Here is a 22944-nt window from a genome sequence, read left to right as displayed (position 1 = left end):
AATTTTCTTTGTATTCAAATATCAACAATGAAACCAGAGAACAAAAATCTTCTTCATTTACATCTGATTGTTCTGATATATGGCTTTACAGCCATATTAGGCAGATTGATTACATTACCGGCAACAGAGCTAGTCTGGTACAGAATGCTCATAGCATTTATTGCCTTGGGAGTCGCTTTATATTGGAATCGAAGAATTGCAGTCATCTCATTCAAAGATGTTTTGACACTACTGGGGGTTGGCGGGATTGTAGCAATTCACTGGATTACCTTTTTCCATGCTATCAAAATATCAACGGTATCCGTAGCATTGGGATGCCTTGCATCTACCACATTATTCACCAGTTTTCTTGAACCGGCCTTTTTTAAACGGAAGGTGTCAAAACTGGAGGTGTTTACCGGAATCATCATAATCATAGGCCTGTATGCTATTTTTCGTTTTGAAACCCGGTATGTGAATGGTATTCTTGTGGCTCTGACATCAGCTTTTCTGGCAGCATTATTCACTGTGATTAATAAAAAGCTGATTGCGAAACATGCACCACTTACCATCAGTTTTTACGAAATGGCAGGCGGATTGCTCTCTATCTCTTTAATATTATGGCTATCAGGTACCTTGAAAGGAAATTTCCCAATTCCGACAACTGAGGATTGGATATACCTGATCATTCTGGGTGGAATATGCACGGCTTATGCCTATCTGGCAAGTGTATATGTGATGAAGTCGCTTTCGGCCTATACAGTTGTGTTAGCCATAAACCTGGAACCGGTTTATGGCATTTTGATGGCTTTTTTCATCTTCGGTGAATCTGAACGTATGTCCACTGGTTTTTATTTGGGAACAGCCATTATTCTGGCAGCTGTTTTCCTATTTCCTGTTATTCGAAAAAAATATCCTGCGCTTCAAGCTCAAAAGGTTTAATCGCAGACTAAACCTTTTGCATCCTGTCCCTTGCAGATTTCATTTGTGTCATGGCTTTTTCAATTACAGAGCGGGGACTGGCCAGATTCATCCGCATAAAACCCCGACCCTCTTTACCAAATGTAACGCCATCATTTAATCCCAGTCCGGCTTCGTTCACCATAAAATTCTTTAACTCGGTAGATTTCATTTTCCAACTGCGAAAATCCATCCATAAAAGATATGTGGCCTCAGGTTTTCGTGCCTTAACTTCAGGCATCTCTGTTTTAATAAAATCAGTCACGAAATCCATATTACCTTCAATATAGTCAATCAACTCTTCAAGCCAGTATTCAGAGTGGTTATAAGCAGCTTCAAGAGCCAAAGCTCCGAAGGTATTGCCCATGTGCAGATGGTAACCCATTACCTGCGCACGAGCAGCTTTAAGCAAATCAGGATTGGAAGAAATCATGTATGAAGTGCTAAATCCTGCCAGATTGAAAGTTTTACTGGGTGCCATACAAGTAAGGGTAATTTCAGCCAGTTCCGGCGAAATGGTTGCCAACGGAATATGTTTATTTCCATAAAGAACCAGGTCGCAATGGATTTCATCGGAAATGATGATGACATTGTGTTTTTTACAAATCTCACCCATTCGAATAAGCTCTTCAGTCGTCCACACCCTGCCAACAGGGTTATGAGGGTGACACAGCAGAAGTAATTTGTTTTCCGGTTTTGAAGCAACCTCCTCCAAATGATCGTAATCCATCACATAGTATCCCTCTTGCTGCTCAATTAAAGGATTTTCTACAACCTCTCTGTCAAAGTCCTTTACAACTCCAAAAAATGGAGGATAAACCGGAGGTTGAATTATCACTCCTTCGCCCGGTTTGGTAAAAGCCTGCACAGCAAGGCCCAAGTTTGGAACAACTCCAGGCGAAAACTCAATCCACGACTGGTCAACCTCCCAATTAAATCTTCGGGACAACCAGTTTTGAATGGCTTCAAAAAAAGGTTTTGGACGATTGGTATAGCCATAAATCGGGTGTTTGGTGCGATTTACAATGGCCTCCTGAACGGCTGGTGGAGCAGCAAAGTCCATATCAGCTACCCATAGTGGTATCACATCGCTGCTTCCATACAGACGTTCACGGTATTCCAGCTTAATTGATCTTGTTTCTTCCCGGTTAAGGATGGTATCGAATTGAGACATGTTGATGAATTAATGATTTAATTTTAGATTGTTTTGAGAACGGATAAAACCACATAGTACACAAAATGCAACAAACCTTTCTTTCAACGGTCATATTTATGAGTCGTGCCGTTTGGAACTTAATATTTAACTATGAATTCACCTGTATTGCTTATGAACAATACTAGGCTTTCTAACTAATTATCATATCAAAGCATGTAAATAATCCGCCGTATCTTTTAATCCGTTTTTTCTGAATATTTCAAGAACATCGTATTCATCATATGGTGGATTTTTTTTGTTTAATACAAGCTTTCGAAATGCTGCTATTGATAGTTCTTGGTTTAAGTCAATGATGTCTGTTAAGAATTCATCTGGTGATTTTGCTTTCATGCCATAATCTATCAAATAGTCCGTTGGAAAATCTTTCAGGTTGTTGGTTATTATGAGGTCCGCATTAGTTTTAATGGCTGCAGCTAATACGTGTCTATCACCTTCATCTGGCAGAACTAACCCTTTAATAAGAGGTTCGTAATTTTTAACAAGAGCATCAGGAAAGGCTTTATTCATAACTTCTGCACGCTTGTATGCTTCATCTTTACTAATCCCTTTTCTTTTCATGACTTCTATCCATTCAGAAAAGATGTTTTTGCTCCATTTAGGGGTATATAACTCGTAATATGCAAACCAAAGCAATAGGTCTCTCGTCCAAAGTGGATATATCACATTTGTGTCTAGAACACATCTAAATCGAACGCTATGAATCATATAAACCTGATTTTTCGTCAGCTTCCATAATTTCATTAATCAAACGTTCCTGCTCTTGCTTCATATTTTTCTTGTAAGCAATAACATCTTCATATTTTATTCTTCGGTGTTTTCCAACTTTGGTAAATTTAATCCTTCCGGTTTCTAAAAGCTTGATTACATGTGGTCTTGAACAGCCAATTATTTCCGCTGCTGCTTGTGTTGTCACTTCTGTTGCAATGGGAACAATAGAAACGGGTTTTCCTTGGCTGGTTTCTTTAAGTATTTTTGCCAAAAGTTTAAGAGCACTTAATGGAATTCTAATTCTTTCCTGCGTTTCTTCAATCTCGATTTCAGGATTTTTGTCTTTAATCTCATTAAGAGTGGCGACAAGAGCATCATATGAAAGCAACGCAGCTTTTTGCTCTTCTTTTGATGGTTTTATAATATCTTCAAATGTGTTCATCTCATTTAATCTTTTTATTCATCCTCAAATTTAAACAAAATAAACGAAACAAACAAAATAAACGAAACCCATCAAGACGCATGTAACCTTACATCGAGATATATTACTTAATGCTCGTTGATGATGATAAATCCTTCATAAAATGATTATGAAGGATTGCAATAAGCTTTATAAACCTCTCTGATACCATCAGTTAAATTAATCCTGGCTTTCCAACCCAGTTGATTTAACCGAGAAACATCCATCAATTTACGGAAAGTTCCATCAGGCTTTGACGCATCCCAGTTAATTGCACCAGAGTACCCTACCACCTCTTTTACCATTTCAGCCAACTCAGAGATTGAGAGATCTTCACCAAAACCAATATTCAGATGTGTATTGCGAACCTCTTTCTCTCCTCGTTCCTTCACCACATCTGCAAAACTGATGTTATTCATCACGAAAATGACAGCTTCAGCCAAATCGTCTGAATGAAGAAACTCCCGCCTAGGTTTGCCTGAGCCCCACAATCTTACCTCAACCTTGTTGTTCTCCTTGAAAATTCCAAACTCTTGAAGGCTTTTCTGCAACATTTCATCACTTAAACCCGGTTCAATGCCAACCATCGGTCTGGCTTTTAAATCCTCTCTGATGCCATTAAAATTATTCTCAACCAGGCATTGAGCCAGATGCATTTTTCTGATTAAAGCAGGTAAAACATGCGAACCATGTAAATTGTAATTATCGTTGGGACCATACAGATTAGTAGGCATTACCGATATGAAATCTGTGCCATATTGTAAGTTGTATGATTCACACATCTTCATCCCGGCAATTTTTGCAACGGCATATGGCTCATTGGTATATTCAAGCGGTGCGGTTAACAGATACTCCTCTTTCATTGGTTGAGGACAATCACGGGGATAAATACAAGAGCTTCCAAGGAAAAGGAGTTTTTTCACCTTGCTTTTCCAGGCTGCATGAATGATATTGTTCTGAATTTGCAGGTTTTCGTATATAAAATCAGCCCGGTAGGTGTTGTTGGCCATAATTCCACCAACCTTTGCAGCTGCAAGAAAAACATAATCGGGTTTTTCCTTTGTGAAAAAGTCATCCACCTCTTTTTGATTGATTAAATCCAGCTCTGAACGTTCCGGAAGAATGAGGTTAAGATACCCGGCATTTTGTAAATGCCGGGTGATGGCTGAACCAACCAACCCTTTATGTCCTGCAATATATATCCTGTCCGATTTCTGCATTACTCAAAATAGTTAAGCGTTTCATAACCACCTTCACGAAGGTATCTCTCTTTACGCATCAATTTCAAATCCGAAGATACCATATCTTCAACAAGAGCTTTCAAATCATATTTAGGTTCCCAGCCAAGTTTTTTCTTTGCTTTGGCAGGATCGCCAATTAAAAGTTCAACTTCTGTTGGCCTGAAATACCTTGGGTCAACTTCCAGCACACATTTATTCAACAAATGGCTGAACTCTTCATTCTCAGATGCAACAATATATCCTTTTTCATCCACACCTTCTCCCCGGAATTCAATTTCGCATCCCAGGTGTGCAAAGGCCATTCTCACAAACTCCCTAACTTCTGTCGTTACTCCGGTTGCCACAACATAATCATCCGGTTCGTCTTGTTGTAAAATCAGATACATGGCCTTAACATAGTCCTTTGCATGTCCCCAGTCTCGCTGAGCCGATAGGTTGCCAAGAAAAATCTTTTCCTGCAAACCAAGCACAATTCGAGCAACCGCTCTGGTAATTTTTCGGGTTACAAAAGTTTCCCCTCTGATAGGCGATTCATGATTAAACAGAATGCCGTTACATGCATACATGTTATAGGCTTCACGGTAGTTTACAGTAATCCAGTATCCATAAAGTTTTGCCACAGCATATGGAGAACGAGGATAAAAAGGCGTGGTTTCCGACTGAGGAACCTCCTGCACTAATCCATAAAGTTCACTCGTTGAGGCCTGGTAAAACTTGGTTTTTTCGGTCAATCCCAACAAACGAATGGCTTCCAAAAACCTTAAAGTTCCAATGCCATCGGCATTGGCAGTATATTCTGGGGTATCGAAACTAACGCCCACGTGCGACATGGCAGCCAAGTTGTAAATTTCATCGGGTTGCGTTTCCTGAATGATCCTAATCAAATTTGTTGAATCAGTTAAATCCCCGTAGTGTAAAGTGAAGTTACGGTTTTCTGTATGTGGATCCTGGTAGATATGGTCAATTCTTTCGGTATTAAACAACGAAGAACGTCTTTTAATACCATGCACATTGTATCCTTTTTTCAAAAGATACTCGGATAAGTAAGCTCCATCCTGTCCGGTAACTCCGGTAATCAATGCTGTTTTTGCCATTTATTTAATAAATAGTGGGTTTATATTTTACTTTAAATTATTCCAATACCAACTGATGGCATCTTTCAACCCATCAGCAAACTGATGAGTTGGTTTATATCCTAATAACTTTTCAGCCTTTTCAATGGATGCCAATGAGTGGGGAACATCCCCTGCTCTAACAGAACCATATTCCGGCACAACTTCTTTTATTTCTTCATCATAATCACTTAGCAGATCGCGGGTTACAATGACTAATTCATTTAAAGATATACGACTTCCGCAAGCCACATTGTAAACCGTATTAATTGCTTCTGGTAAATTGGTTAATGCAGCCAGTTGATTGGCCTGTACCACATTTGCCACATATGTAAAATCGCGTGAATAACTCCCATCACCGTTAATTCTAGGAGATTGTTTATTCATCAAAGCTTTAACAAACAATGGAATGACCGCAGCATACGCACCATTTGGATCCTGACGGGGACCAAAAACATTGAAATATCTCAATCCTATCAGCTCCATTCCGTAAACTTTGGAAAATACATCGGCGTATAATTCATTGACATATTTAGTAACCGCATAGGGAGACAATGGTTTTCCTATTCTCTCCTCCACTTTGGGCAACTCCTCGCTATCACCATAAGTTGAGCTGCTTGCCGCATAAACAACGCGTCTTACGCCGGCTTCTTTGGCAGCCATCAGGATATTTAAGAATCCCGAAACATTCACTTCGTTTGAAGTTAATGGATCATTAATAGATCGGGGAACCGAGCCCAGTGCCGCTTGATGGAGTATGATTTCAACTGCATCTGTTGCCTTTCTGCATTGATCGAGTTCCCTTATGTCTCCTTCAATCAGGGTAAATTTAGGATTTGATAAATGATGGGAAATGTTCTCTCTTTTACCGGTTGAAAAGTTATCGAGACAAATCACTTCATTATTTTGTTGTAACAATGCATCTATGATGTTTGAACCAATAAATCCTGCACCTCCTGTTACCAGCACTCGGGTATTTTCGATGATTCTCATGTGTATGATGTTTGCATTTTAATGGATCCCGATGCTTCGGGAGTACTTCCCAATCCTCATTTCTTTGTTTTAGAAATATTTGCAGATGTCTAATTTCTTTGAGGACTTTCGTTGATCAGGCAAATTTACTACTTTTCTTACTGTTTTACCATATTTATTCCTGATGGAATAAAATATCCCTTGCAACCTAAACGGTTAGCAAGGGATAATATTTCAAGATATTTCTTAAGTCCTACTTGGCGTAGTTGATGGCTCTGGTTTCCCTGATAACGGTAATTTTAACCTGTCCTGGGTAGGTCATTTCAGTTTGTATCTTTTTAGCGATATCAAATGAAAGTTCCTCTGCTTCTTTATCAGAAACCTTTTCACTTCCAACAATTACCCGCAACTCCCTTCCTGCTTGAATGGCATAAGTTTTAAGAACACCCGGGTAATTTAAAGCTAAGTTTTCAAGATCCTTCAATCGTTTAATGTATGCTTCTACAATTTCGCGACGAGCGCCCGGACGAGCACCTGAAATGGCATCACAAACCTGAATGATAGGAGCAATCATGGTGGTCATTTCCACCTCGTCGTGGTGAGCACCAATGGCGTTGCATATGTCAGGCTTTTCCTTATATTTTTCTGCCAATTTCATCCCTAAAATAGCGTGTGGTAATTCCGGATCCTCATCAGACACTTTTCCGATATCGTGTAATAAGCCGGCTCTTTTTGCACGCTTGGTGTTAAGTCCCAGCTCAGAAGCCATGATGGCACACAAGTTAGCCGTTTCGCGACTGTGTTGCAACAGATTTTGACCATATGAGGAACGATACCTCATTTTTCCAACCAGTTTAATTAGTTCAGGATGCAAACCATGCACTCCCAAATCAATGGCCGTTCTTTTTCCGGTTTCAATCACTTCTTCCTCAACCTGTTTTTTAACCTTATTCACGACCTCTTCAATTCTGGCAGGGTGAATACGGCCATCGGTTACCAGTTGATGTAAAGCAAGACGAGCAATCTCTCTGCGCATTGGATCAAAGGCTGATAATACGATCGCTTCAGGCGTATCATCCACGATGATTTCAACCCCGGTTGCTGCCTCCAGAGCACGGATGTTTCTTCCTTCACGACCAATGATGCGTCCTTTTATTTCATCGGAATCGATATGAAATATGGTTACTGCGTTTTCTACGGCAGTTTCAGTGGCTACCCGTTGAACGGTGTTAAGAACAATTCGCTTGGCCTCTTTATTGGCATTAATCTTAGCCTCATCCATGATGTCGTTGATGTACGACATCGCTTCCGTTTTAGCCTCCGCTTTCAGGGATTCCATCAACATATCCTTTGCTTCATCAGCAGAAATGCCTGAAACAGACTCCAACTGACTGATTTGTTGTTTCAACATCTTATCCAGATCTTCACTCTTCTTCTCAACCAATTCCAATTGTGTAGAAAGGTTTTCACGAATGGTATCAACTTCTTTTTTCTTACGCTGATACTCCTCCATTCTTTGTGAAAATGCAGTCTCCTTTTGCTTTAACTTATTCTCAAGGTTCAGCATTTTAGCATTGCGATTATTGATCTCCTTTTCATGCTCAGCTTTCAGTTCCAGAAACTTATCCTTAGCTTGAAGAATTTTATCCTTTTTGATAATCTCCGCTTCGGCTTCGGCGTCACGAACAATCTTGCGTGCCCTACTATTTAGAGCCTTTACTATGATGAACCAGGTGATTAATCCCCCGGCAAAAAAGGCCACCACTCCTATTAGTATATCCATTGTTTTACCTGTTTAAAATTGATTATATATATAAAAAACGCATCCTTTTCCCTGTCACAAAAGACTTAACAACAACTATTTAACAGTTGTTGTTTTAAGGAAAAAAATGCGGGTAATCTCTAAAATTAAAATATAAGTATTATTCCTCCGTTAGAAGTTGATCAACTTTTTTATCCAACAAAGAAACAGCCTCCATAACAGGCGTTACATCATGATTGTTTTCAAGTTCAAGAGCCTTTATGACATATTGCAATGCAGCCATGGCTAAAAAATCCTGAACATCTTTATCATTATAACGCTGCTTATACTGTAAAACCTTATCGTTAATTAGCTTGGCAGCCATCCTTATCCGTTCCTCATCTTCCCTGTCCACTCGCAAAGGGTAATACCTGTCGGCAACATTCACACGTATAGAAAGTTTGTCGTCCATTCTTCAGCTATTAACGATTTAAGAGAGCTATACACTTATCAATTTCCCGCACTATTTGGTTAATCTTTACCTTAGTTTCACGCACATCTTCACTTGAAGCTTCTAAAGTCTTAGCGACCTTCAACTTATTAAAACTACTCTCAAGTTCCGTGTAGGAAGAACCAGCTTCATCCAATTGGTTTGTCAATTCCGAAATACGGTCTCTAAGGAGCCTATTCTCCTCTTTTTGAGCCCTGTACCGATCAACCAATAGATCAATCTTCTCTTCCAGTTTAACAACTAATTCTATATTTGGATTAACCATGATTTATATTAAATTCACATACAAAATTAACATTGGTTTTAAAATTAAAAAATAAAGTTCACAACTTTTATTTTTTTACTTTAGGAATTATTGTGTCAAATATAAAAAATTATCTGGTAATCACTACTTAATTAATGAAATATGATGCCCCCTTTGATACAAATAAATTATCTTTGCATCAAAAATAAAGTACAACGTTATTTTGACTAAGGGATTTATACCGGTATCTGTAAAAGAGATGAAGTTGTTGGGATGGGATCAACCTGATGTTATTTTGATTTCAGGAGATGCTTATATTGATCACCCGTCTTTTGCAAATGCTGTTATTGCTCGCTATCTTCAATCACTGGGACTCAATGTGGTAATTGTTCCCCAGCCTAACTGGAAGGACGATCTTCGCGATTTCAGAAAATTTGGTACCCCAAAACTGTTTTTTGCAGTATCAGCCGGGAATATGGATTCCATGGTCAATCACTACACTGCGGGAAGAAGAAGACGGTCTGATGATGCGTACACACCGGGTGGTAAGGCCGGTTTCAGACCCGACTATCCATCCAAGGTATATACATCCATTCTAAAAGATTTGTACCCTGATGTGCCCGTTATTCTTGGTGGTATTGAAGCCTCACTTCGTAGGCTTACACACTATGATTACTGGCAGGATGAACTTCGTCCGGGAATTCTTAAATGGACTCGAGCCGATTTGCTTATTTATGGCATGGGTGAACAACCTCTGGGGGAAATCGTCCGGCTTTTGCTTAAAGGTGTCCCGTTTTCAAGTTTAAAAACAGTTCCTCAAACGGCGTTTTTACAGGCTGTAGATGAAAATCTTCCAACCGTTAAAAAGTGGAGCGATACAGAGCTTCATTCACATGAAGAGTGCCTGGCCAATAAATCAAAATATGCTGAGAATTTCAGACACATTGAACAGGAATCCAACAAACTTAACGCAGCACGAATACATCAAAAATGCGGAGATGAAAGAGTTGTTGTAAACCCTACATACCCTCCTATGGATCAGGCTTTAATGGATAGTGTTTTCAACCTTCCATTTACACGAATTCCACATCCCAAATACAACGGCAAAGGCACCATTCCGGCCTATGAAATGATTAAGCACTCCATTACCATGCACCGTGGGTGCTTTGGCGGTTGTAGTTTTTGTACCATTTCAGCACACCAGGGAAAGTTTATCTCTTCCCGCTCAGAGAATTCCATCCTGAATGAAGTAAAACAGGTAACTGAAATGGAAGATTTCAAAGGATATATTTCTGATTTGGGAGGCCCGAGTGCCAATATGTATAAAATGGCGGGAAAGGATTTAAACATTTGCAATAAATGCATACGACCATCATGCATATTTCCAAATATTTGCACCAACCTGAACACCAACCACAATCCACTCGTCTCCATTTACCAAAAAGCTGATAAAATAGAGGGAATTAAAAAGACTTTTATTGGCAGCGGTGTCAGATATGATATGTTTTTGAATCCCAAGGCTAATGAAAATGAGAGACAATCGCATCAGAATTACATACAGGAGCTGATTACAAAACATGTATCAGGCCGGTTAAAAGTAGCCCCGGAACACACCTCCGACCAGGTATTAAAATTAATGAGAAAGCCTTCGTTCACCCTGTTTAAGGAGTTCAACAGGCAGTTTAATGCCATCAACAAGTCCAAAGACCTAAATCAGCAGTTGATTCCATATTTCATCTCCAGCCATCCCGGCTCAACGGAAAGTTCAATGGCTGAGCTTGCAGTGGAAACTAAAGCTTTAAATTTTAATCTGGAACAGGTGCAGGATTTTACTCCAACTCCCATGACACTGGCAACAGTCATCTATTATTCGGGCATAAACCCCTACACAATGAAACCGGTTTTTACTGCAAAAACCAGAGACGAAAAGGAAAACCAACGAATGTTCTTTTTTTGGTATAAACCTGAATTCCGAAAAAAAATCACTGCACTGCTGAGAAAAAATAACCTGACGAAAATGGAGAAGTTATTGTTTGATAAGGAAATTGGAGAAAAACCAAACTCTCTTTATTTTAAAGACGGAATAAGAGGAACTAAAAAGCAATTTAAGAAGAGAATATAGGTATATTTATAGAATTATCACAATTACTATTTAATCTATCGGAGAATTCACTTATCAATATAAATAAAATGAATAAATTATTTAAATACATTGCCTTATCAATTTTTATTACTGCTGGTTGTGCAGAGCTCACTCAAATTGTTCAGACCATTGAAGGCGACCGCCCGCTGACTCAAACTGAGGTGGCCAACGGACTCAGAGAAGCACTGAAAATTGGAACGGACTCTGCTGCCAGCGGACTCTCGCGTATGAATGGTTACTATGGTGATGAATTGGTCAAAATATTACTTCCCCCGGAAGCTGCCGTCATTACAGATAACCTGAACCGCATCCCCGGAGGAGAAAAACTTTTGGAAGATGTTATATTGAGAATCAACCGTTCGGCAGAGCATGCTGCAAAGGAGGCTACGCCCATTTTTGTAAATGCAGTAACCAAAATGACCATACAGGATGCATTCACCGTCTTAAGAGACGGCGATAATGCAGCAACCCAGTATTTGAGAAATCATACTTATAATGAACTTTTTAAACTATACCAGCCTAAAATAGAAAGTTCCCTGAATCAAAACCTTGTAACTGGAATTTCTACCAACGATTCGTGGCAAAACCTTACCGGCCAATGGAACAGGCTGGCAGGATCGTTGGCGGGACAAATTGCCGGATTTAACACCGTTGAGATTGAACTGGATGAATACCTGACACATCAGGCTCTGGACGGTCTGTTTTTGAAACTGGCTGAAGAGGAAGCCAAAATAAGAACCAATCCTGCAGCAAGGGTTACAGCCTTGTTGGAAAGGGTGTTTGGATCAAGCGAAGCTCAACGATAGAGACGCCCTTGCCAGGTTTCTCTCTCTTCCATTCGTTGCTCTACTTTATGTACAATTTCAAAGTTTTTTAGGCCCCATCTTGGAGCCAATAGTAACTCATGAGGTGCCTGGCTGGCAAATCTCTCTACCACGATATCGGGACGAACCAACTCCAAAAAATCTACCACTAACTCAATGTATTCATTCAATTCAAATACTTTAAAGTTTTCTGGTTTTGAAAAATATAATTGTCCAAGGTGTGAACCCTTAACATATTGCAATTGATGTATTTTTAAGTAAGTAACCGGAAGTTTTGAAACCGATTCAGCATGCTTAAGCATCATCTCCCTCGACTCTCCGGGTAATCCTAAAATCAAATGAGCACCAACCGGAATACCTACATCAACCAATTTATGCACAGCATCTATGGTCGATTGGTAATCGTGCCCTCTATTGATGTTTTGAAGTGTTAAATCACTGGTGGATTCAACTCCCAATTCTACAACCACATATGACCTCTTACTTAAATCTGAAAGATAGTGAATAAGTCCATCAGGCAGACAATCCGGACGCGTACCGATGATCAGGCCTGTAACATCTGGATGACTTAAAGCTTGTTCGTATGTATTTATTAAATCATTCAGCTCTCCGTAAGTGTTGGTATAAGCCTGAAAATAGGCAAGAAATCTGGTAGCGGGATAGCGTTGAGAAAAAAACTTTATGCCCTTTTCAACCTGATCAAAAATAGACATAGAAGACTGACAATAAGATGGTTTAAATGTCTCGTTGTTACAAAAGGTACAACCTCCTATACCTTTACTCCCATCCCTATTGGGACATGTAAAACCGGCATGTATGGATATTTTCTGAACCCTTCCGTTGAATTTCTTCCTGATGTATGTTCCAAAATCATTGTACCTTCTGGTATGTCCCCAGGCATAACTCATATTCTAATATTTTTATGCAAAGATAACAGAGATTTTGGATATAGATATTTGTAGTTATTTCCCGCCAAGACATGAAGTTCACAAAGATTGTTTTTAAAACGTGGCTTTGTGGGATGAAAACTTGAATGAGGACCCTACTAAAATACACCCAACAATTCAACCAATGATTTGCGTATGCCGTTCATCACTTCAGTTTCCCCGGCATGTTTGTTATTCAATTCAAACTCAATGCCGTTATATCGGTTGCCAAAGGCGATTCTTAATGGTGCCACATGGCCATCGGTCTTTCCTAGGTACGGATAGTTAAAACGTATTTTGAAATGAGGCAAATACTTCTTCAACATTAATTTCCATTGTCCGGCTATCTCTTTTTCGTTGGCATGTGAGGGGTTGTAAAGCAACCCGATATCAGCATTGCGCACTTCTCCGTTAAGTTCTGGTGTGAATGAATGTACAGAAATATGAAAAACATCTTCTCCTTTTGCTGTCACTTCACTTACTGAATTAAAGAACCGGTTCCTGAACGGATGATAAAACTCGGTCAAAATTAGTCCCATCTCTCTGTTGTTGAGATGTCGGGTAAATTCCGAAAAAAGAGTTTTTCGATGCAATGAGCGGTTTAAATCCACCAACAATCTTGTCACCACCGAATAGTCGCTAAAATGTGCTTCGCATTGGCGAAGCACATTAAACAATTCCAAAGCACCAATATCCCAACCCCGATGACTATTGAGAACCTTCTCTGCATCAGAAAATATGGATTGGTAGGATGGCGGAACCACATTTCCACCATGTTCGCAGGAAAGAAACAGCTTCATAATTAGGTAAACAGTTGATTTTTAATTAAACAATCAGTCAGTTTGGCATAAATTATCTGCAAATTATCGGGAGAATAATCATCATTTACAGCTCGTAATATGCGACTGCTAAGTGTTCCATGGTGTAAAATATCCGTTAAAACATCTATGGCTTCGGTTGATAAATTGCTTTTTGAGATGTTGAACAGATGTTTCCATACATCGCCTGCCGGCACGCTGATTTTTTCGCTGATGCCATATAACTGCAAGTATTCCTTATTATCGATAAGCGATTTTTCTCCCTTTTTAATGGCAGAGATAAGCATCTCAGCCAACACATCTTCTTTCCACGATTTTTGAACCTCTAAAGGTTCAAAAACTTCATTTACCAAAAGCCTTAACACAGCAACAATCAATTCCACAAAGGCGAGGTCGGCTTTTGGACATTCCTGAATATCTATCAACCTGATTTCAATGGCACCGCGATCAAACCGGGCGATTGCCCCGCGAGAATTAAGAAAATGATGTTCAAGAATTCCTTCATCATCAAAAGGTTTTATGGCTGCTTTTATGGGATTGAAGATCTTCTTATAATAGTCTGCCTCAGAAAATGCCTGCTCGGGAATTATTTTTCCTGCAATGACGGGTATTTTGACTTGATTATGGCGATAGGCTTCAAGGCGGCCATCAGAAAAACCGGTGAATTTACCGTCCATTATCGGTGAACTTGCACACAGAGCAGGAATCAGCGGTAAAACAACCCGAATTGCCGCATGAAGCCTCGCAAATTCGTCATTGCCGTTAAATGGCAAATTGATGTGAGTACTTTGAAGATTACTCCATCCATGCCCACGGCAATCGAAAATGCGGTTATATAACGCGTAAATCGCGTTATAATCGTGCTCCCACAACCTAGTCTCCTCAAAGGGATTCATCCAAGGATGTGAGCCCCCAGGCATTAAAATAGCATCGTGCTTTTCGAGTAAGGAATTGATTTTTTTTATGTTTTGATGAAACAGGTCGGACAACCCACACAGTTCTGATGCAGGTCCGTTGGTTTTTAGTTCCACCACGTGATTCACCAATTCATTTGACCATGCAATTGCCCCGTTCTCAAAATCAGACAAAAAAGCACCGGTCACCTCCTTCATTAGCACATCGCACAAAGGTTTTACATTCAGAGAGGATTTATCAACAATCATATACTCCAGCTCCACGCCAAAAACATCGAAAAGATTGTATTTATTAGTTTCAGCCATAAATTAAGAGGGGTGAAATTATTCTTCAATGGAATTTATCAAATGCTCTATCACCATCTGGTACAGTTTTTCCTTTAGTAACAAGTCTTCAACTCCGGCATCGATGTTTGGATTATCATTGATTTCAATCACAAAGGCCTTTCCTTTCACCTCTTTAATATCAACCCCATACAATCCGTTGCCAATTAATCGCGTGGCTTTAAGTGCTGTCGCTTTAACCGATGAAGGCGCATCATCCGGCTCAAGAATATCAAAACCTCCGCTAACTTCACGTTTTTTATCCGATTGCCAGTTGTAAATCTGCCAATGATTGCGTGCCATATAATAACGGCAAACAAAGATCACCTGGTTATTCAGAACTCCCACGCGCCAGTCGTAATCCGTTGGCAAAAACTCCTGAGCAATCAATAAATCAGAAACCTTCATCATCTCCTTCACCTTCTCCCTCATCTGCTCAGGGGTTTCAACCTTAACCACTCCTTGCGAAAAAGATGAATCAGGCAACTTCAACACGCAGGGAAACCCAAGTTGATGTTCAACCCCTTTCACGTTTTCAGTATGAATGATGATTGTTTTGGGAGTATGAATTCGAGCCAGTTGTAGAATTTCGGCCAGATAAACCTTGTTGGCACATTTCAGGATTGACTCAGGAGAGTCAATCACCGCCAGCCCCTCGCTCTGCGCTCTACGAGCTATTTTATAGGTATGATGGTTTACCGATGTGGTTTCCCTGATGAATAAAGCATCAAACTCCCCTATCCGGTGAAAATCATCTTTCGATATCAACTCAACATAACAGCCGGCCTTTTCGGCGGCTTCCACAAAAAGACTAATGGCCTTTTTGTTGGATGGCGGTGATTTCTCATCAGGATTCACCAAAATAGCCAAATCATATTTATATTTCCCCGTTCTTGCCTGATCGTACCTTTTCTGACTAAAATACTCTTTGGCATATCGATCCATATAATCCAGATGGTGCTCAGGTATCTCCTTAAAAGGAATGGTCCTAACCGATTGAATCTCCCACTTTTTGCCGTCGAACGTAAACCTGGCTCTCAAAAAAGGAACCTGAAAGAGCTTATATAGTTCTTTGGCCAGTTTATCATATTGGGAGGAAACGTTGCGGCCAAAATAAACACTCAGAACAAACTCCTTTGAGCGAATGTGGCGCAGTGTTTTTTGAATCAAAGCATCCTGAACATCAGATAATAGTTTTACAATGGCCTGAGATTTCAGGTCGAGGATTTTTTTTACCGATGGAATCACCTTTTGACCTCGCGCTTCGGCCAGTAAACTCACATAATACCCCCGGGTTTGATAGGCATAATCGTAGCAAAGGTTGAAAACCCTGGCGCCTTTTAGCTTCGCATAGTTTTCATCTTCCAGGTAAGTGCGGGGTGCGATGACTTCCACCCCGGGGATATCAATAACCCACTTTTGTGGGTTATTGATTACGATGATTTTTCTCATTAATAATTAATCTTTGGGTACAATCACTAACATATTAGCATCGTAGGTCACAATGCCCAACAAAACTGAGTTTAACAAACGGTTGGTATCCACCTCGTAATAGTTTTTTCCCGAAATAGGATTTTCTTTATACGGATCGGCCACATATACGGTATTGCCGCTCATTCCGCATAAAACAACAAAATGTCCCATGGGCTCACCTTTCAGGTCGTCGAAAACAGACCTGTTTTTACGATTGGTGTATTCCCTTTTTGTATTGTATAGATATGTGGCACTCAATCCGGTAAGAATGGGTACATCTTTTTCAAAATATCGCTTTAGAATTTTTTTGTTAAGATCTTCGAAACTGATTTTGCCACCCAGGTTTAAAAAATTTTGATACGCTTTAGTGGCTTGTGAGAATTTTTTTCCTGTTTTATACTGGAGTTGCTCCCCAAGCAACTCACAGAGTTGCTCATTATCAGTTTCTGCCCAGGATGGATCAAATACCTTCAAATTGTATGTGTAAATGGTGGCATCAAAGCCACGTTTAAGCGCATCAATTCCCAACATGACAGCCAAAGTTCCTCCCTCCTCAAAAGAGGTTACGGTTTCTATGACCTCACTTAACTCCACCTTTAATCCAAAAAAACGATAAACGGCATGCAAACTGGTAGGTCCGCATGTGGTGTCATCGGGCTGTGGTAGAATTTTTATGGAATTTAATCTTTCCATCAGGCTTACAGTACTAATTTACAATGCGATACAATTCCTGAAACTACAAATATATTATCCATCAAATGAACGTATTTTTTTTAATAAAACAACTGCATTGGTAAAAATTAAATACGTAAAATTTATACTATTTTTGAAAGAAAAAAATGCATCTGTTTTACGAACCGGAAATATTAACCAATGGCGGTTATTTAAACTCTGAAGAATCCAAACATTGTATTAAAGTTTTGCGCCATGCAGTAGGCGATTCCATCCGCATTATGGATGGCAAAGGCCAACTGATAACGGGTTTTATTACAGAAGCATCAAAGCTTTGCAGGGTTAAAATCTCTGAAACAGAGGAGACTCCTCTCCCACAAGGTGGATGTCACATAGCTATTGCTCCCACCAAAAACAACGACCGATTTGAATGGTTTCTGGAAAAATCCACCGAAATAGGAGTTCAAAAAATCACACCCTTATTGTGTCAAAATTCGGAGCGGAAAATTGTAAAACCGGAACGTCTTGAAAAGGTTATTACAGCAGCCATGAAGCAGTCGCTGAGCACCTGGCGGCCGGTGTTGGAACCATTGGTGCCATTTTCTGATTTTGTAAGGCAAAATCAGAATGGGGATAAATTTATTGCCCATTGTCGGGATGGAAAGGAGTCGCATCTTTTTGAGATATCTCGAAAGGACAGGCAGGCACTCATTTTAATTGGTCCTGAAGGCGATTTTTCAGTTGAAGAAATTGCTGAAGCAGAAAAAAACGGATTTGTACCGGTTTCGTTGGGGGAAAAACGGCTGAGAACAGAAACAGCTGCCTTGGCAGCTGTTCATATCATCTCATTAAAAAATTCGTTATAAGTAATCTTTCAAAGTTTTTGAAGCTAGATACTCCTTAATTTCGTTTGATAGCCGATGAGAAAGATCACCCATCAGACAATCCCCAAAAGGACAGATCTCTTTGTCGCCCGGACAACTCTGAACTTCAAAACGCCCTTCGATGGCTTCATAAATATTGAGCAAAGAAATCTCCTCCGGCTTCTTCTTAAGAATAAAACCACCCGTTGGTCCTCGGTTCGACGAAATAAAGTTCTCTTTAGCCAAACGTTGCAGAATCTTTGCAACGTGGTGCCTTGAACTGTCAATTTGTTTTGCAATGTTGCCCACGTTCATCATCTCATCCGAACGAGCAATCATTACCATGCTGTGGAGTCCGATTGAGGCCGCTTCCGTTAACGCAATAATGTTTGCCATAATTTATAACCGGTTGGTTTTAATATTTAAAGAAACAAATATAAACAAAAAAAGTTATTAAACCCTGTGAACGAATCGTATAAGAGGTCAAAATACCATTATTATTCCTTAAAATTGTTTCAGATAAGATTATTGAATTTCTATTTAGTAAGTTAACAAGAGAGCCGGGTAAAAACCCGGCTCTCTTTTAAGTAAGCTTCTCAAAAGAAAAGTTCTTATTTAGCTTGCTCAAGACGAAGCGTATGTGTCGTTGTATCGCAAACTTCTTTTGGTCCGAAATACTGAATTGGACCGGGGTAAACATACTTAGTTCCCATTGCCCAATCTTCACGGTTCTCATCAAGTTTCTTAAACGGAGCACCGTCCAAAACTACCAATGCTTTCTGAATAACAGGTTTCATAGCTCCGTGGCGTTTTTCCATATTCATCATCATGGTAATTGGAGCTCCGCCCGGAATCCACTCTTCAGCAGGTGCAGTTAGATTTTTAACCGATGCCATATATCCGCTTTTTCCTTCAGAAATAAGAAGAGAAGCAGTAATTCCAAGGCTGTAGCAATAATCCGCATCAAAATTTGATGGGGTGGCGCAACGACCTTCGTAACCAAAGAAATGACCCAATCCACCAAACTTGCCGGAGAAATCTCCGCTCTTTTTCAATTTCTTCAGTCTGGCTTTTACCATGTCAATCAATAATTTCTCTGTTTCAATGGCCGAAACCTGAACATTTCCATGAGGATCTCTGTCCAGCATCAATTGATTGGCAAAGCTATTTGGTAAATGCGTAAACACGGTTGCTGATTCTTCAGTTAATTTGGTCGCCACAAAATCTCTGCGATCTTTATTGGAATCAAGCACATTAACTTCTGTTTCGTGTTTGGCAAGAATGTCATTTAACTCAGAAATTAATTTTTTCATGGCTGGCACAAATTCCACCACTCCTTCAGGAATCAAGATGGTTCCAAAATTGTCTCCATTCTCTGCACGCTTCACAACAATATCGGCGATATAATCGACAATATCGTCAAGTGTTAAGCCTTTTGCCTCTACCTCTTCGGAAATAATGGTAATATTGGGTTGCGTTTGTAGTGCACACTCTAGACAAATGTGTGAAGCTGAACGTCCCATTAAACGAATAAAATGATAATACTTCTTTGCAGAGTTGGCATCACGTTGGATGTTACCAATCAATTCGCTGTAAGTTTTACATGCGGTATCAAATCCAAATGAAGTTTCCACAACTTCATTTTTTAAATCTCCGTCAATCGTTTTGGGTACTCCAATTACCTGAATACCTGCTTTCTTTTGAAGAAAATACTCAGCCAATACGCAGGCATTGGTATTAGAATCATCTCCTCCAATCACAACCAAAGCATTAATGCCAAGAGCCTTGCAGTTTTCAATCACTTTATCAAACTGCGCTTCCTCTTCCAATTTTGTACGGCCGGATCCAATGATGTCAAAACCACCGGTATTTCTGTAATGATCAACAACTTCAGCGGTCAATTCAACAAACTGGTTATCGGTCAACCCGCTTGGACCTCCCAAAAATCCAAATAGTTTATTCTCTTTGTTGCAGTTCAGCAGCCCATCAAAAAGACCACTGATTACGTTATGACCTCCCGGAGCTTGGCCTCCAGATAGAATAACTCCAACTTTTACGGCAGGATATTCCTTGGACTCACTTCCGGATTCAAATGTTATGACAGGCATTCCATAGGTGTTGGGAAACATCTTTTTGATATCGGCCTGATCAGCAACCGATTCAGTTTTATTTCCTTCAACTATTTTTACTGCCCCCTTTAATGAGGCAGGTAATTTGGGAAAATAACTCTCCCTGGCAATCTGTAGTGGACTTTTTACCATGTTAGGTGTTTTAAATTATTTGATGTTTATTAATTATCAATTCAGGTAAGTAGCATTTGAATATAAACGCAAATTTGAGAATATTTTTCCAAACTTGAAAAAATGACCATTTAATTTTTAGTCAATTTACAAGTTATTAGGTTTCTTATAGCAATCCATGAATATAAAACATCGGCAATATTTACTTAATTCAACATATTACAAAATTATATTTACATATATTTCAATGATTTGCACAACCATATTTACTATATGGCGTATGATATGACACCTGCAAATTAGAAAAACCTTAATAATTTGTATATTTGTCTGTCATAAATTATAATACGGTATATGCCATCATTTTCATTTATTATTCCGGTTTACAATCGATCAGAAGAGCTTGAAGAGCTTTTGTTTACCCTTTCGAAACAAACATTTCGGGATTTCGAAGTGGTCATTGTTGAAGATGGATCTCAACATCCTTGTAACCTGGTTATTGATAAATATTCAAATGAACTTCAAATAACTTACCTTAAACAGGAGAATAAAGGCCCCGGACCAGCTAGAAATACTGGCGCAAAATCAGCTAAAGGAAGATGGTTGATTTTTGTGGATTCGGATTGTCTTTTGCCTGAAAATTATCTTGAAATTGTGAACGAAAATGTAGACAGTGAAGATTTTGACTGTTTTGGAGGGCCTGACAGACCGCACCCCAATTTCAATACCATACAAAAAGCCATTGGCTATGCAATGAGTAGTGTTTTAACCACAGGAGGCATCAGAGGCGCGAAGGAAAAACTTGACATATTCTATCCACGAAGCTATAATCTAGGAGTAAGACAATCCGTTTTTAAAGCAATGGGTGGGTTTTCGGACATGCGTTTTGGTGAAGATCTTGATTTTAGTATGCGCCTGTTAAAGAAGGGTTATTCCACACGATTAATTAAGGAAGCTTTTGTATTCCACAAAAGAAGAAACAATTTCAGATCTTTCTTCAAGCAGGTTTATAATTCAGGAATTGCCAGGATCAATCTTGAAATCAGACATAAAGGAACACTTAAACCGGTACATACCATCCCTTCCTTGTTTGTTGGGGGGCATCTGTTCATTATTATATTGGCTATTTTTGCGTCCCCCTGGTATCTTCTATTATTTCTGGTGGTTCCAATTACTGTGATGTCACATGCCATGAATGAAACGGGAGAAATTAGAACATCCGTTTGGGCTGTTGCTGCGGCTTACACGCAAACATTTGGATATGGACTTGGTTTTATTGAGGGCTTAATTGTTAGAAAAATTCTTGGAAAAAAAGAGTTTCACGCATTCAGTTCAAACTTTTACAAGTAGTTTAGATTTAATTCCGAGTTGAAAGGAATGCTGATATTGTAGAAGTTTTAATCTTTAGCTGTTTAATTATATGCTTCCCGGGAGCAGGCAGTTTTCTTAACAAATCTTCATCAGAAAGCTGCATAATCAGCTTACGCAATATCCGCCCTTTTTTATTCAGATACTCAAGGTGGTTAATTTCAGTGGACTTTTTCATGCAATGTGAATCTAGGAGTGTCATATAAACTAAAACGACATTGCATGAATTATAGTATTTTTTATACAAGAAAAATATGTTTTGTAATGAAAAATCAATCTCGCCAAAAAATAACATCCTTATTATGAAGCATTAAACACGAAAGATCGTCAATTAATACCGAAAAATTATAAAGCATACTTAGATGTATGGCAGCATTCAATGTTTTATACACCGGTTGTATTCAAATATATTAAAACAATATAAAGTCTTGTTGAAGTCACCATATATCCAGAAGCTGACCATACCTAAAGCTACAGATCAGCCGAGAAACTTGTTTCTTGCACCTTTTTAAGTGTAGGAGAGAGAAATATTTCTCTCTTCCATCATTTTCCTGAGGTTTATCAGTGCATATCTCATGCGTCCCAATGCAGTATTAATACTTACGTTGGTTTCCTCTGATATCTCTTTGAAGCTCAACCCCATGTAATGACGCATTTTCACAACCTCTTTTTGATTATCGGGCAATAATTCCACCAGTTCGGCCACATCTTTCAGCACCTCTTCCTGCACTAAACGGTCTTCAATTGTACTTTCTGAGAACTTCGTATGATTGAAAATATCTCTTGAGTGATCTTCATTATAGACCATAGGAAAGTGCTTTTGCCGACGAAAATGATCAATAATCAGGTTGTGCGAAATTCGCATAACCCAAGAAGCAAAACGTCCTGATTCAGAATATTTTCCTTTCATCAAAGTACGATGTACTTTGAGAAAGGCATCCTGAAAAATGTCCTCCGCCAATTCCTGATTGCGAACCATTAAAAATATATAGGAAAATACCTTTTGTTTGTGACGCTCAACTAGAGTATCAAAACATTTCTGTTTACCGGAAACGAAACCTTCTACAAGTTCTTCGTCCGACAGTTTTAGTAAATCTGTCATAACTAATTATTTAACTTAACTTGTAAAGATTTCTCTATAGGCAAATGTTTTTAAAGAATTTGAGAATACGAATAAATAAAAAAATGTCAATAAATCCAAACAATATTTACATTTTTTAATGTTTAAAATACTT

Annotated in this window: 23 protein-coding genes; 5 read left to right on the top strand and 18 right to left on the bottom strand. The window is 39.2% G+C overall.

Features of this window, described 5'->3' with window-relative positions; translation table 11 throughout:
- Positions 1-27 precede the first annotated feature (27 nt).
- Complete coding sequence (locus B5X70_RS10905; protein WP_079557937.1) at positions 28-921, top strand: DMT family transporter; 894 nt, start codon at positions 28-30, stop codon at positions 919-921.
- 7 nt (positions 922-928) lie between these two features.
- Here B5X70_RS10905 and B5X70_RS10900 read toward each other — a convergent pair whose 3' ends face one another.
- The 9 genes from B5X70_RS10900 to B5X70_RS10860 form a co-directional block, all read right to left on the bottom strand.
- Complete coding sequence (locus B5X70_RS10900; protein ID WP_079557936.1) at positions 929-2113, bottom strand: MalY/PatB family protein; 1185 nt, start codon at positions 2111-2113, stop codon at positions 929-931.
- A gap of 183 nt (positions 2114-2296) precedes the next feature.
- Positions 2297-2860: a PIN domain-containing protein gene (locus B5X70_RS10895; protein ID WP_079557935.1), complete on the bottom strand. Its 564-nt coding sequence runs from the start codon at positions 2858-2860 to the stop codon at positions 2297-2299.
- Positions 2850-3305 (bottom strand): excisionase family DNA-binding protein, encoded by a 456-nt coding sequence (locus tag B5X70_RS10890; protein ID WP_079557934.1) that lies wholly within the window; start codon positions 3303-3305, stop codon positions 2850-2852. Before B5X70_RS10890 ends, B5X70_RS10895 begins: the two co-directional genes overlap by 11 nt.
- A 146-nt stretch (positions 3306-3451) precedes the next feature.
- Positions 3452-4543: a GDP-L-fucose synthase family protein gene (locus B5X70_RS10885; RefSeq protein ID WP_079557933.1), complete on the bottom strand. Its 1092-nt coding sequence runs from the start codon at positions 4541-4543 to the stop codon at positions 3452-3454.
- Positions 4543-5658, bottom strand: a complete 1116-nt coding sequence (gene gmd, locus B5X70_RS10880) for a GDP-mannose 4,6-dehydratase (RefSeq protein WP_079557932.1) — start codon at positions 5656-5658, stop codon at positions 4543-4545. Before gmd ends, B5X70_RS10885 begins: the two co-directional genes overlap by 1 nt.
- 27 nt (positions 5659-5685) lie before the next feature.
- Positions 5686-6669, bottom strand: a complete 984-nt coding sequence (locus B5X70_RS10875; protein ID WP_079557931.1) for an SDR family oxidoreductase — start codon at positions 6667-6669, stop codon at positions 5686-5688.
- 232 nt (positions 6670-6901) lie between these two features.
- Positions 6902-8431, bottom strand: a complete 1530-nt coding sequence (gene rny, locus B5X70_RS10870) for a ribonuclease Y (protein ID WP_079557930.1) — start codon at positions 8429-8431, stop codon at positions 6902-6904.
- A gap of 139 nt (positions 8432-8570) precedes the next feature.
- Entirely contained in the window at positions 8571-8861 is a 291-nt protein-coding gene (locus B5X70_RS10865) for a cell division protein ZapA (RefSeq protein WP_079557929.1), read from the bottom strand.
- A gap of 10 nt (positions 8862-8871) precedes the next feature.
- Positions 8872-9165: a hypothetical protein gene (locus tag B5X70_RS10860; protein WP_079557928.1), complete on the bottom strand. Its 294-nt coding sequence runs from the start codon at positions 9163-9165 to the stop codon at positions 8872-8874.
- A gap of 202 nt (positions 9166-9367) precedes the next feature.
- Between B5X70_RS10860 and B5X70_RS10855 the strand changes: the two genes are divergently transcribed.
- Both B5X70_RS10855 and B5X70_RS10850 read left to right on the top strand, forming a co-directional pair.
- Entirely contained in the window at positions 9368-11266 is a 1899-nt protein-coding gene (locus tag B5X70_RS10855) for a YgiQ family radical SAM protein (RefSeq protein ID WP_232468341.1), read from the top strand.
- 68 nt (positions 11267-11334) lie between these two features.
- Positions 11335-12093, top strand: coding sequence for a DUF4197 domain-containing protein (locus B5X70_RS10850; RefSeq protein ID WP_079557926.1), 759 nt, complete (start codon positions 11335-11337; stop codon positions 12091-12093).
- On the opposite strand, the gene B5X70_RS10845 is transcribed toward B5X70_RS10850, so the two are convergent.
- The 5 genes from B5X70_RS10845 to B5X70_RS10825 form a co-directional block, all read right to left on the bottom strand.
- Positions 12084-13019 (bottom strand): tRNA modification radical SAM protein MnmL/YtqA, encoded by a 936-nt coding sequence (locus tag B5X70_RS10845; RefSeq protein ID WP_079557925.1) that lies wholly within the window; start codon positions 13017-13019, stop codon positions 12084-12086. The genes B5X70_RS10850 and B5X70_RS10845 overlap by 10 nt on opposite strands.
- 137 nt (positions 13020-13156) lie before the next feature.
- A complete protein-coding gene (locus B5X70_RS10840; RefSeq protein WP_079557924.1) occupies positions 13157-13837 on the bottom strand; it encodes an N-formylglutamate amidohydrolase in 681 nt (226 codons plus the stop codon).
- Positions 13838-13839: 2 nt separating this feature from the next.
- Positions 13840-15075, bottom strand: a complete 1236-nt coding sequence (locus B5X70_RS10835; protein ID WP_079557923.1) for a carboxylate-amine ligase — start codon at positions 15073-15075, stop codon at positions 13840-13842.
- An 18-nt stretch (positions 15076-15093) separates the two neighbouring features.
- Complete coding sequence (locus tag B5X70_RS10830; RefSeq protein ID WP_079557922.1) at positions 15094-16545, bottom strand: RimK family protein; 1452 nt, start codon at positions 16543-16545, stop codon at positions 15094-15096.
- Positions 16546-16551: 6 nt separating this feature from the next.
- Positions 16552-17259 carry a C39 family peptidase gene (locus B5X70_RS10825; RefSeq protein ID WP_079557921.1) on the bottom strand — a complete coding sequence of 236 codons (708 nt, stop codon included), beginning with the start codon at positions 17257-17259 and terminating at the stop codon, positions 16552-16554.
- 146 nt (positions 17260-17405) lie between these two features.
- Between B5X70_RS10825 and B5X70_RS10820 the strand changes: the two genes are divergently transcribed.
- The gene (locus B5X70_RS10820) at positions 17406-18104 is read left to right on the top strand and encodes a 16S rRNA (uracil(1498)-N(3))-methyltransferase (RefSeq protein WP_079557920.1); all 699 of its coding nucleotides are present in this window, start codon (positions 17406-17408) and stop codon (positions 18102-18104) included.
- Here the strand turns inward: B5X70_RS10820 and B5X70_RS10815 are convergent.
- Positions 18099-18497, bottom strand: a complete 399-nt coding sequence (locus tag B5X70_RS10815; protein ID WP_079557919.1) for an RrF2 family transcriptional regulator — start codon at positions 18495-18497, stop codon at positions 18099-18101. The two genes, B5X70_RS10820 and B5X70_RS10815, sit on opposite strands and share 6 nt — an antisense overlap.
- Before the next feature lie 215 nt (positions 18498-18712).
- Positions 18713-20362, bottom strand: coding sequence for a diphosphate--fructose-6-phosphate 1-phosphotransferase (locus B5X70_RS10810; RefSeq protein WP_079557918.1), 1650 nt, complete (start codon positions 20360-20362; stop codon positions 18713-18715).
- A gap of 333 nt (positions 20363-20695) precedes the next feature.
- On the opposite strand from B5X70_RS10810, the gene B5X70_RS10805 reads away from it, so the two are divergent.
- The gene (locus B5X70_RS10805; protein WP_079557917.1) at positions 20696-21691 is read left to right on the top strand and encodes a glycosyltransferase family 2 protein; all 996 of its coding nucleotides are present in this window, start codon (positions 20696-20698) and stop codon (positions 21689-21691) included.
- A 7-nt stretch (positions 21692-21698) separates the two neighbouring features.
- On the opposite strand, the gene B5X70_RS17915 is transcribed toward B5X70_RS10805, so the two are convergent.
- On the bottom strand, positions 21699-21887 hold the full coding sequence (locus B5X70_RS17915; RefSeq protein ID WP_143255067.1) for a hypothetical protein: 189 nt from the start codon (positions 21885-21887) through the stop codon (positions 21699-21701).
- A 330-nt stretch (positions 21888-22217) separates the two neighbouring features.
- Positions 22218-22811 carry an RNA polymerase sigma factor gene (locus tag B5X70_RS10795; protein WP_079557915.1) on the bottom strand — a complete coding sequence of 198 codons (594 nt, stop codon included), beginning with the start codon at positions 22809-22811 and terminating at the stop codon, positions 22218-22220.
- Positions 22812-22944: the final 133 nt, after the last annotated feature.

Origin of the sequence: Alkalitalea saponilacus (genome assembly GCF_900168165.1) — a bacterium.
Lineage (GTDB): Bacteria > Bacteroidota > Bacteroidia > Bacteroidales > Marinilabiliaceae > Natronoflexus > Natronoflexus saponilacus.
This window is presented reverse-complemented; position numbering and strand designations above follow the sequence as displayed.

Coding starts and splice junctions, on each gene's coding strand:
- B5X70_RS10820 (WP_079557920.1), top strand. CDS start 17,406: ATGCATCTGTTTTACGAACCGGAAATATTAACCAATGGCGGTTATTTA.
- B5X70_RS10890 (WP_079557934.1), bottom strand. CDS start 3,305: ATGAACACATTTGAAGATATTATAAAACCATCAAAAGAAGAGCAAAAA.
- B5X70_RS10865 (WP_079557929.1), bottom strand. CDS start 8,861: ATGGACGACAAACTTTCTATACGTGTGAATGTTGCCGACAGGTATTAC.
- B5X70_RS10840 (WP_079557924.1), bottom strand. CDS start 13,837: ATGAAGCTGTTTCTTTCCTGCGAACATGGTGGAAATGTGGTTCCGCCA.
- B5X70_RS10830 (WP_079557922.1), bottom strand. CDS start 16,545: ATGAGAAAAATCATCGTAATCAATAACCCACAAAAGTGGGTTATTGAT.
- B5X70_RS10900 (WP_079557936.1), bottom strand. CDS start 2,113: ATGTCTCAATTCGATACCATCCTTAACCGGGAAGAAACAAGATCAATT.
- B5X70_RS10885 (WP_079557933.1), bottom strand. CDS start 4,543: ATGCAGAAATCGGACAGGATATATATTGCAGGACATAAAGGGTTGGTT.
- B5X70_RS10895 (WP_079557935.1), bottom strand. CDS start 2,860: ATGATTCATAGCGTTCGATTTAGATGTGTTCTAGACACAAATGTGATA.
- B5X70_RS10815 (WP_079557919.1), bottom strand. CDS start 18,497: ATGGCAAACATTATTGCGTTAACGGAAGCGGCCTCAATCGGACTCCAC.
- B5X70_RS10825 (WP_079557921.1), bottom strand. CDS start 17,259: ATGGAAAGATTAAATTCCATAAAAATTCTACCACAGCCCGATGACACC.
- rny (WP_079557930.1), bottom strand. CDS start 8,431: ATGGATATACTAATAGGAGTGGTGGCCTTTTTTGCCGGGGGATTAATC.
- B5X70_RS10850 (WP_079557926.1), top strand. CDS start 11,335: ATGAATAAATTATTTAAATACATTGCCTTATCAATTTTTATTACTGCT.
- gmd (WP_079557932.1), bottom strand. CDS start 5,658: ATGGCAAAAACAGCATTGATTACCGGAGTTACCGGACAGGATGGAGCT.
- B5X70_RS10805 (WP_079557917.1), top strand. CDS start 20,696: ATGCCATCATTTTCATTTATTATTCCGGTTTACAATCGATCAGAAGAG.
- B5X70_RS10835 (WP_079557923.1), bottom strand. CDS start 15,075: ATGGCTGAAACTAATAAATACAATCTTTTCGATGTTTTTGGCGTGGAG.
- B5X70_RS10810 (WP_079557918.1), bottom strand. CDS start 20,362: ATGGTAAAAAGTCCACTACAGATTGCCAGGGAGAGTTATTTTCCCAAA.
- B5X70_RS10860 (WP_079557928.1), bottom strand. CDS start 9,165: ATGGTTAATCCAAATATAGAATTAGTTGTTAAACTGGAAGAGAAGATT.
- B5X70_RS10795 (WP_079557915.1), bottom strand. CDS start 22,811: ATGACAGATTTACTAAAACTGTCGGACGAAGAACTTGTAGAAGGTTTC.
- B5X70_RS17915 (WP_143255067.1), bottom strand. CDS start 21,887: ATGAAAAAGTCCACTGAAATTAACCACCTTGAGTATCTGAATAAAAAA.
- B5X70_RS10905 (WP_079557937.1), top strand. CDS start 28: ATGAAACCAGAGAACAAAAATCTTCTTCATTTACATCTGATTGTTCTG.
- B5X70_RS10845 (WP_079557925.1), bottom strand. CDS start 13,019: ATGAGTTATGCCTGGGGACATACCAGAAGGTACAATGATTTTGGAACA.
- B5X70_RS10875 (WP_079557931.1), bottom strand. CDS start 6,669: ATGAGAATCATCGAAAATACCCGAGTGCTGGTAACAGGAGGTGCAGGA.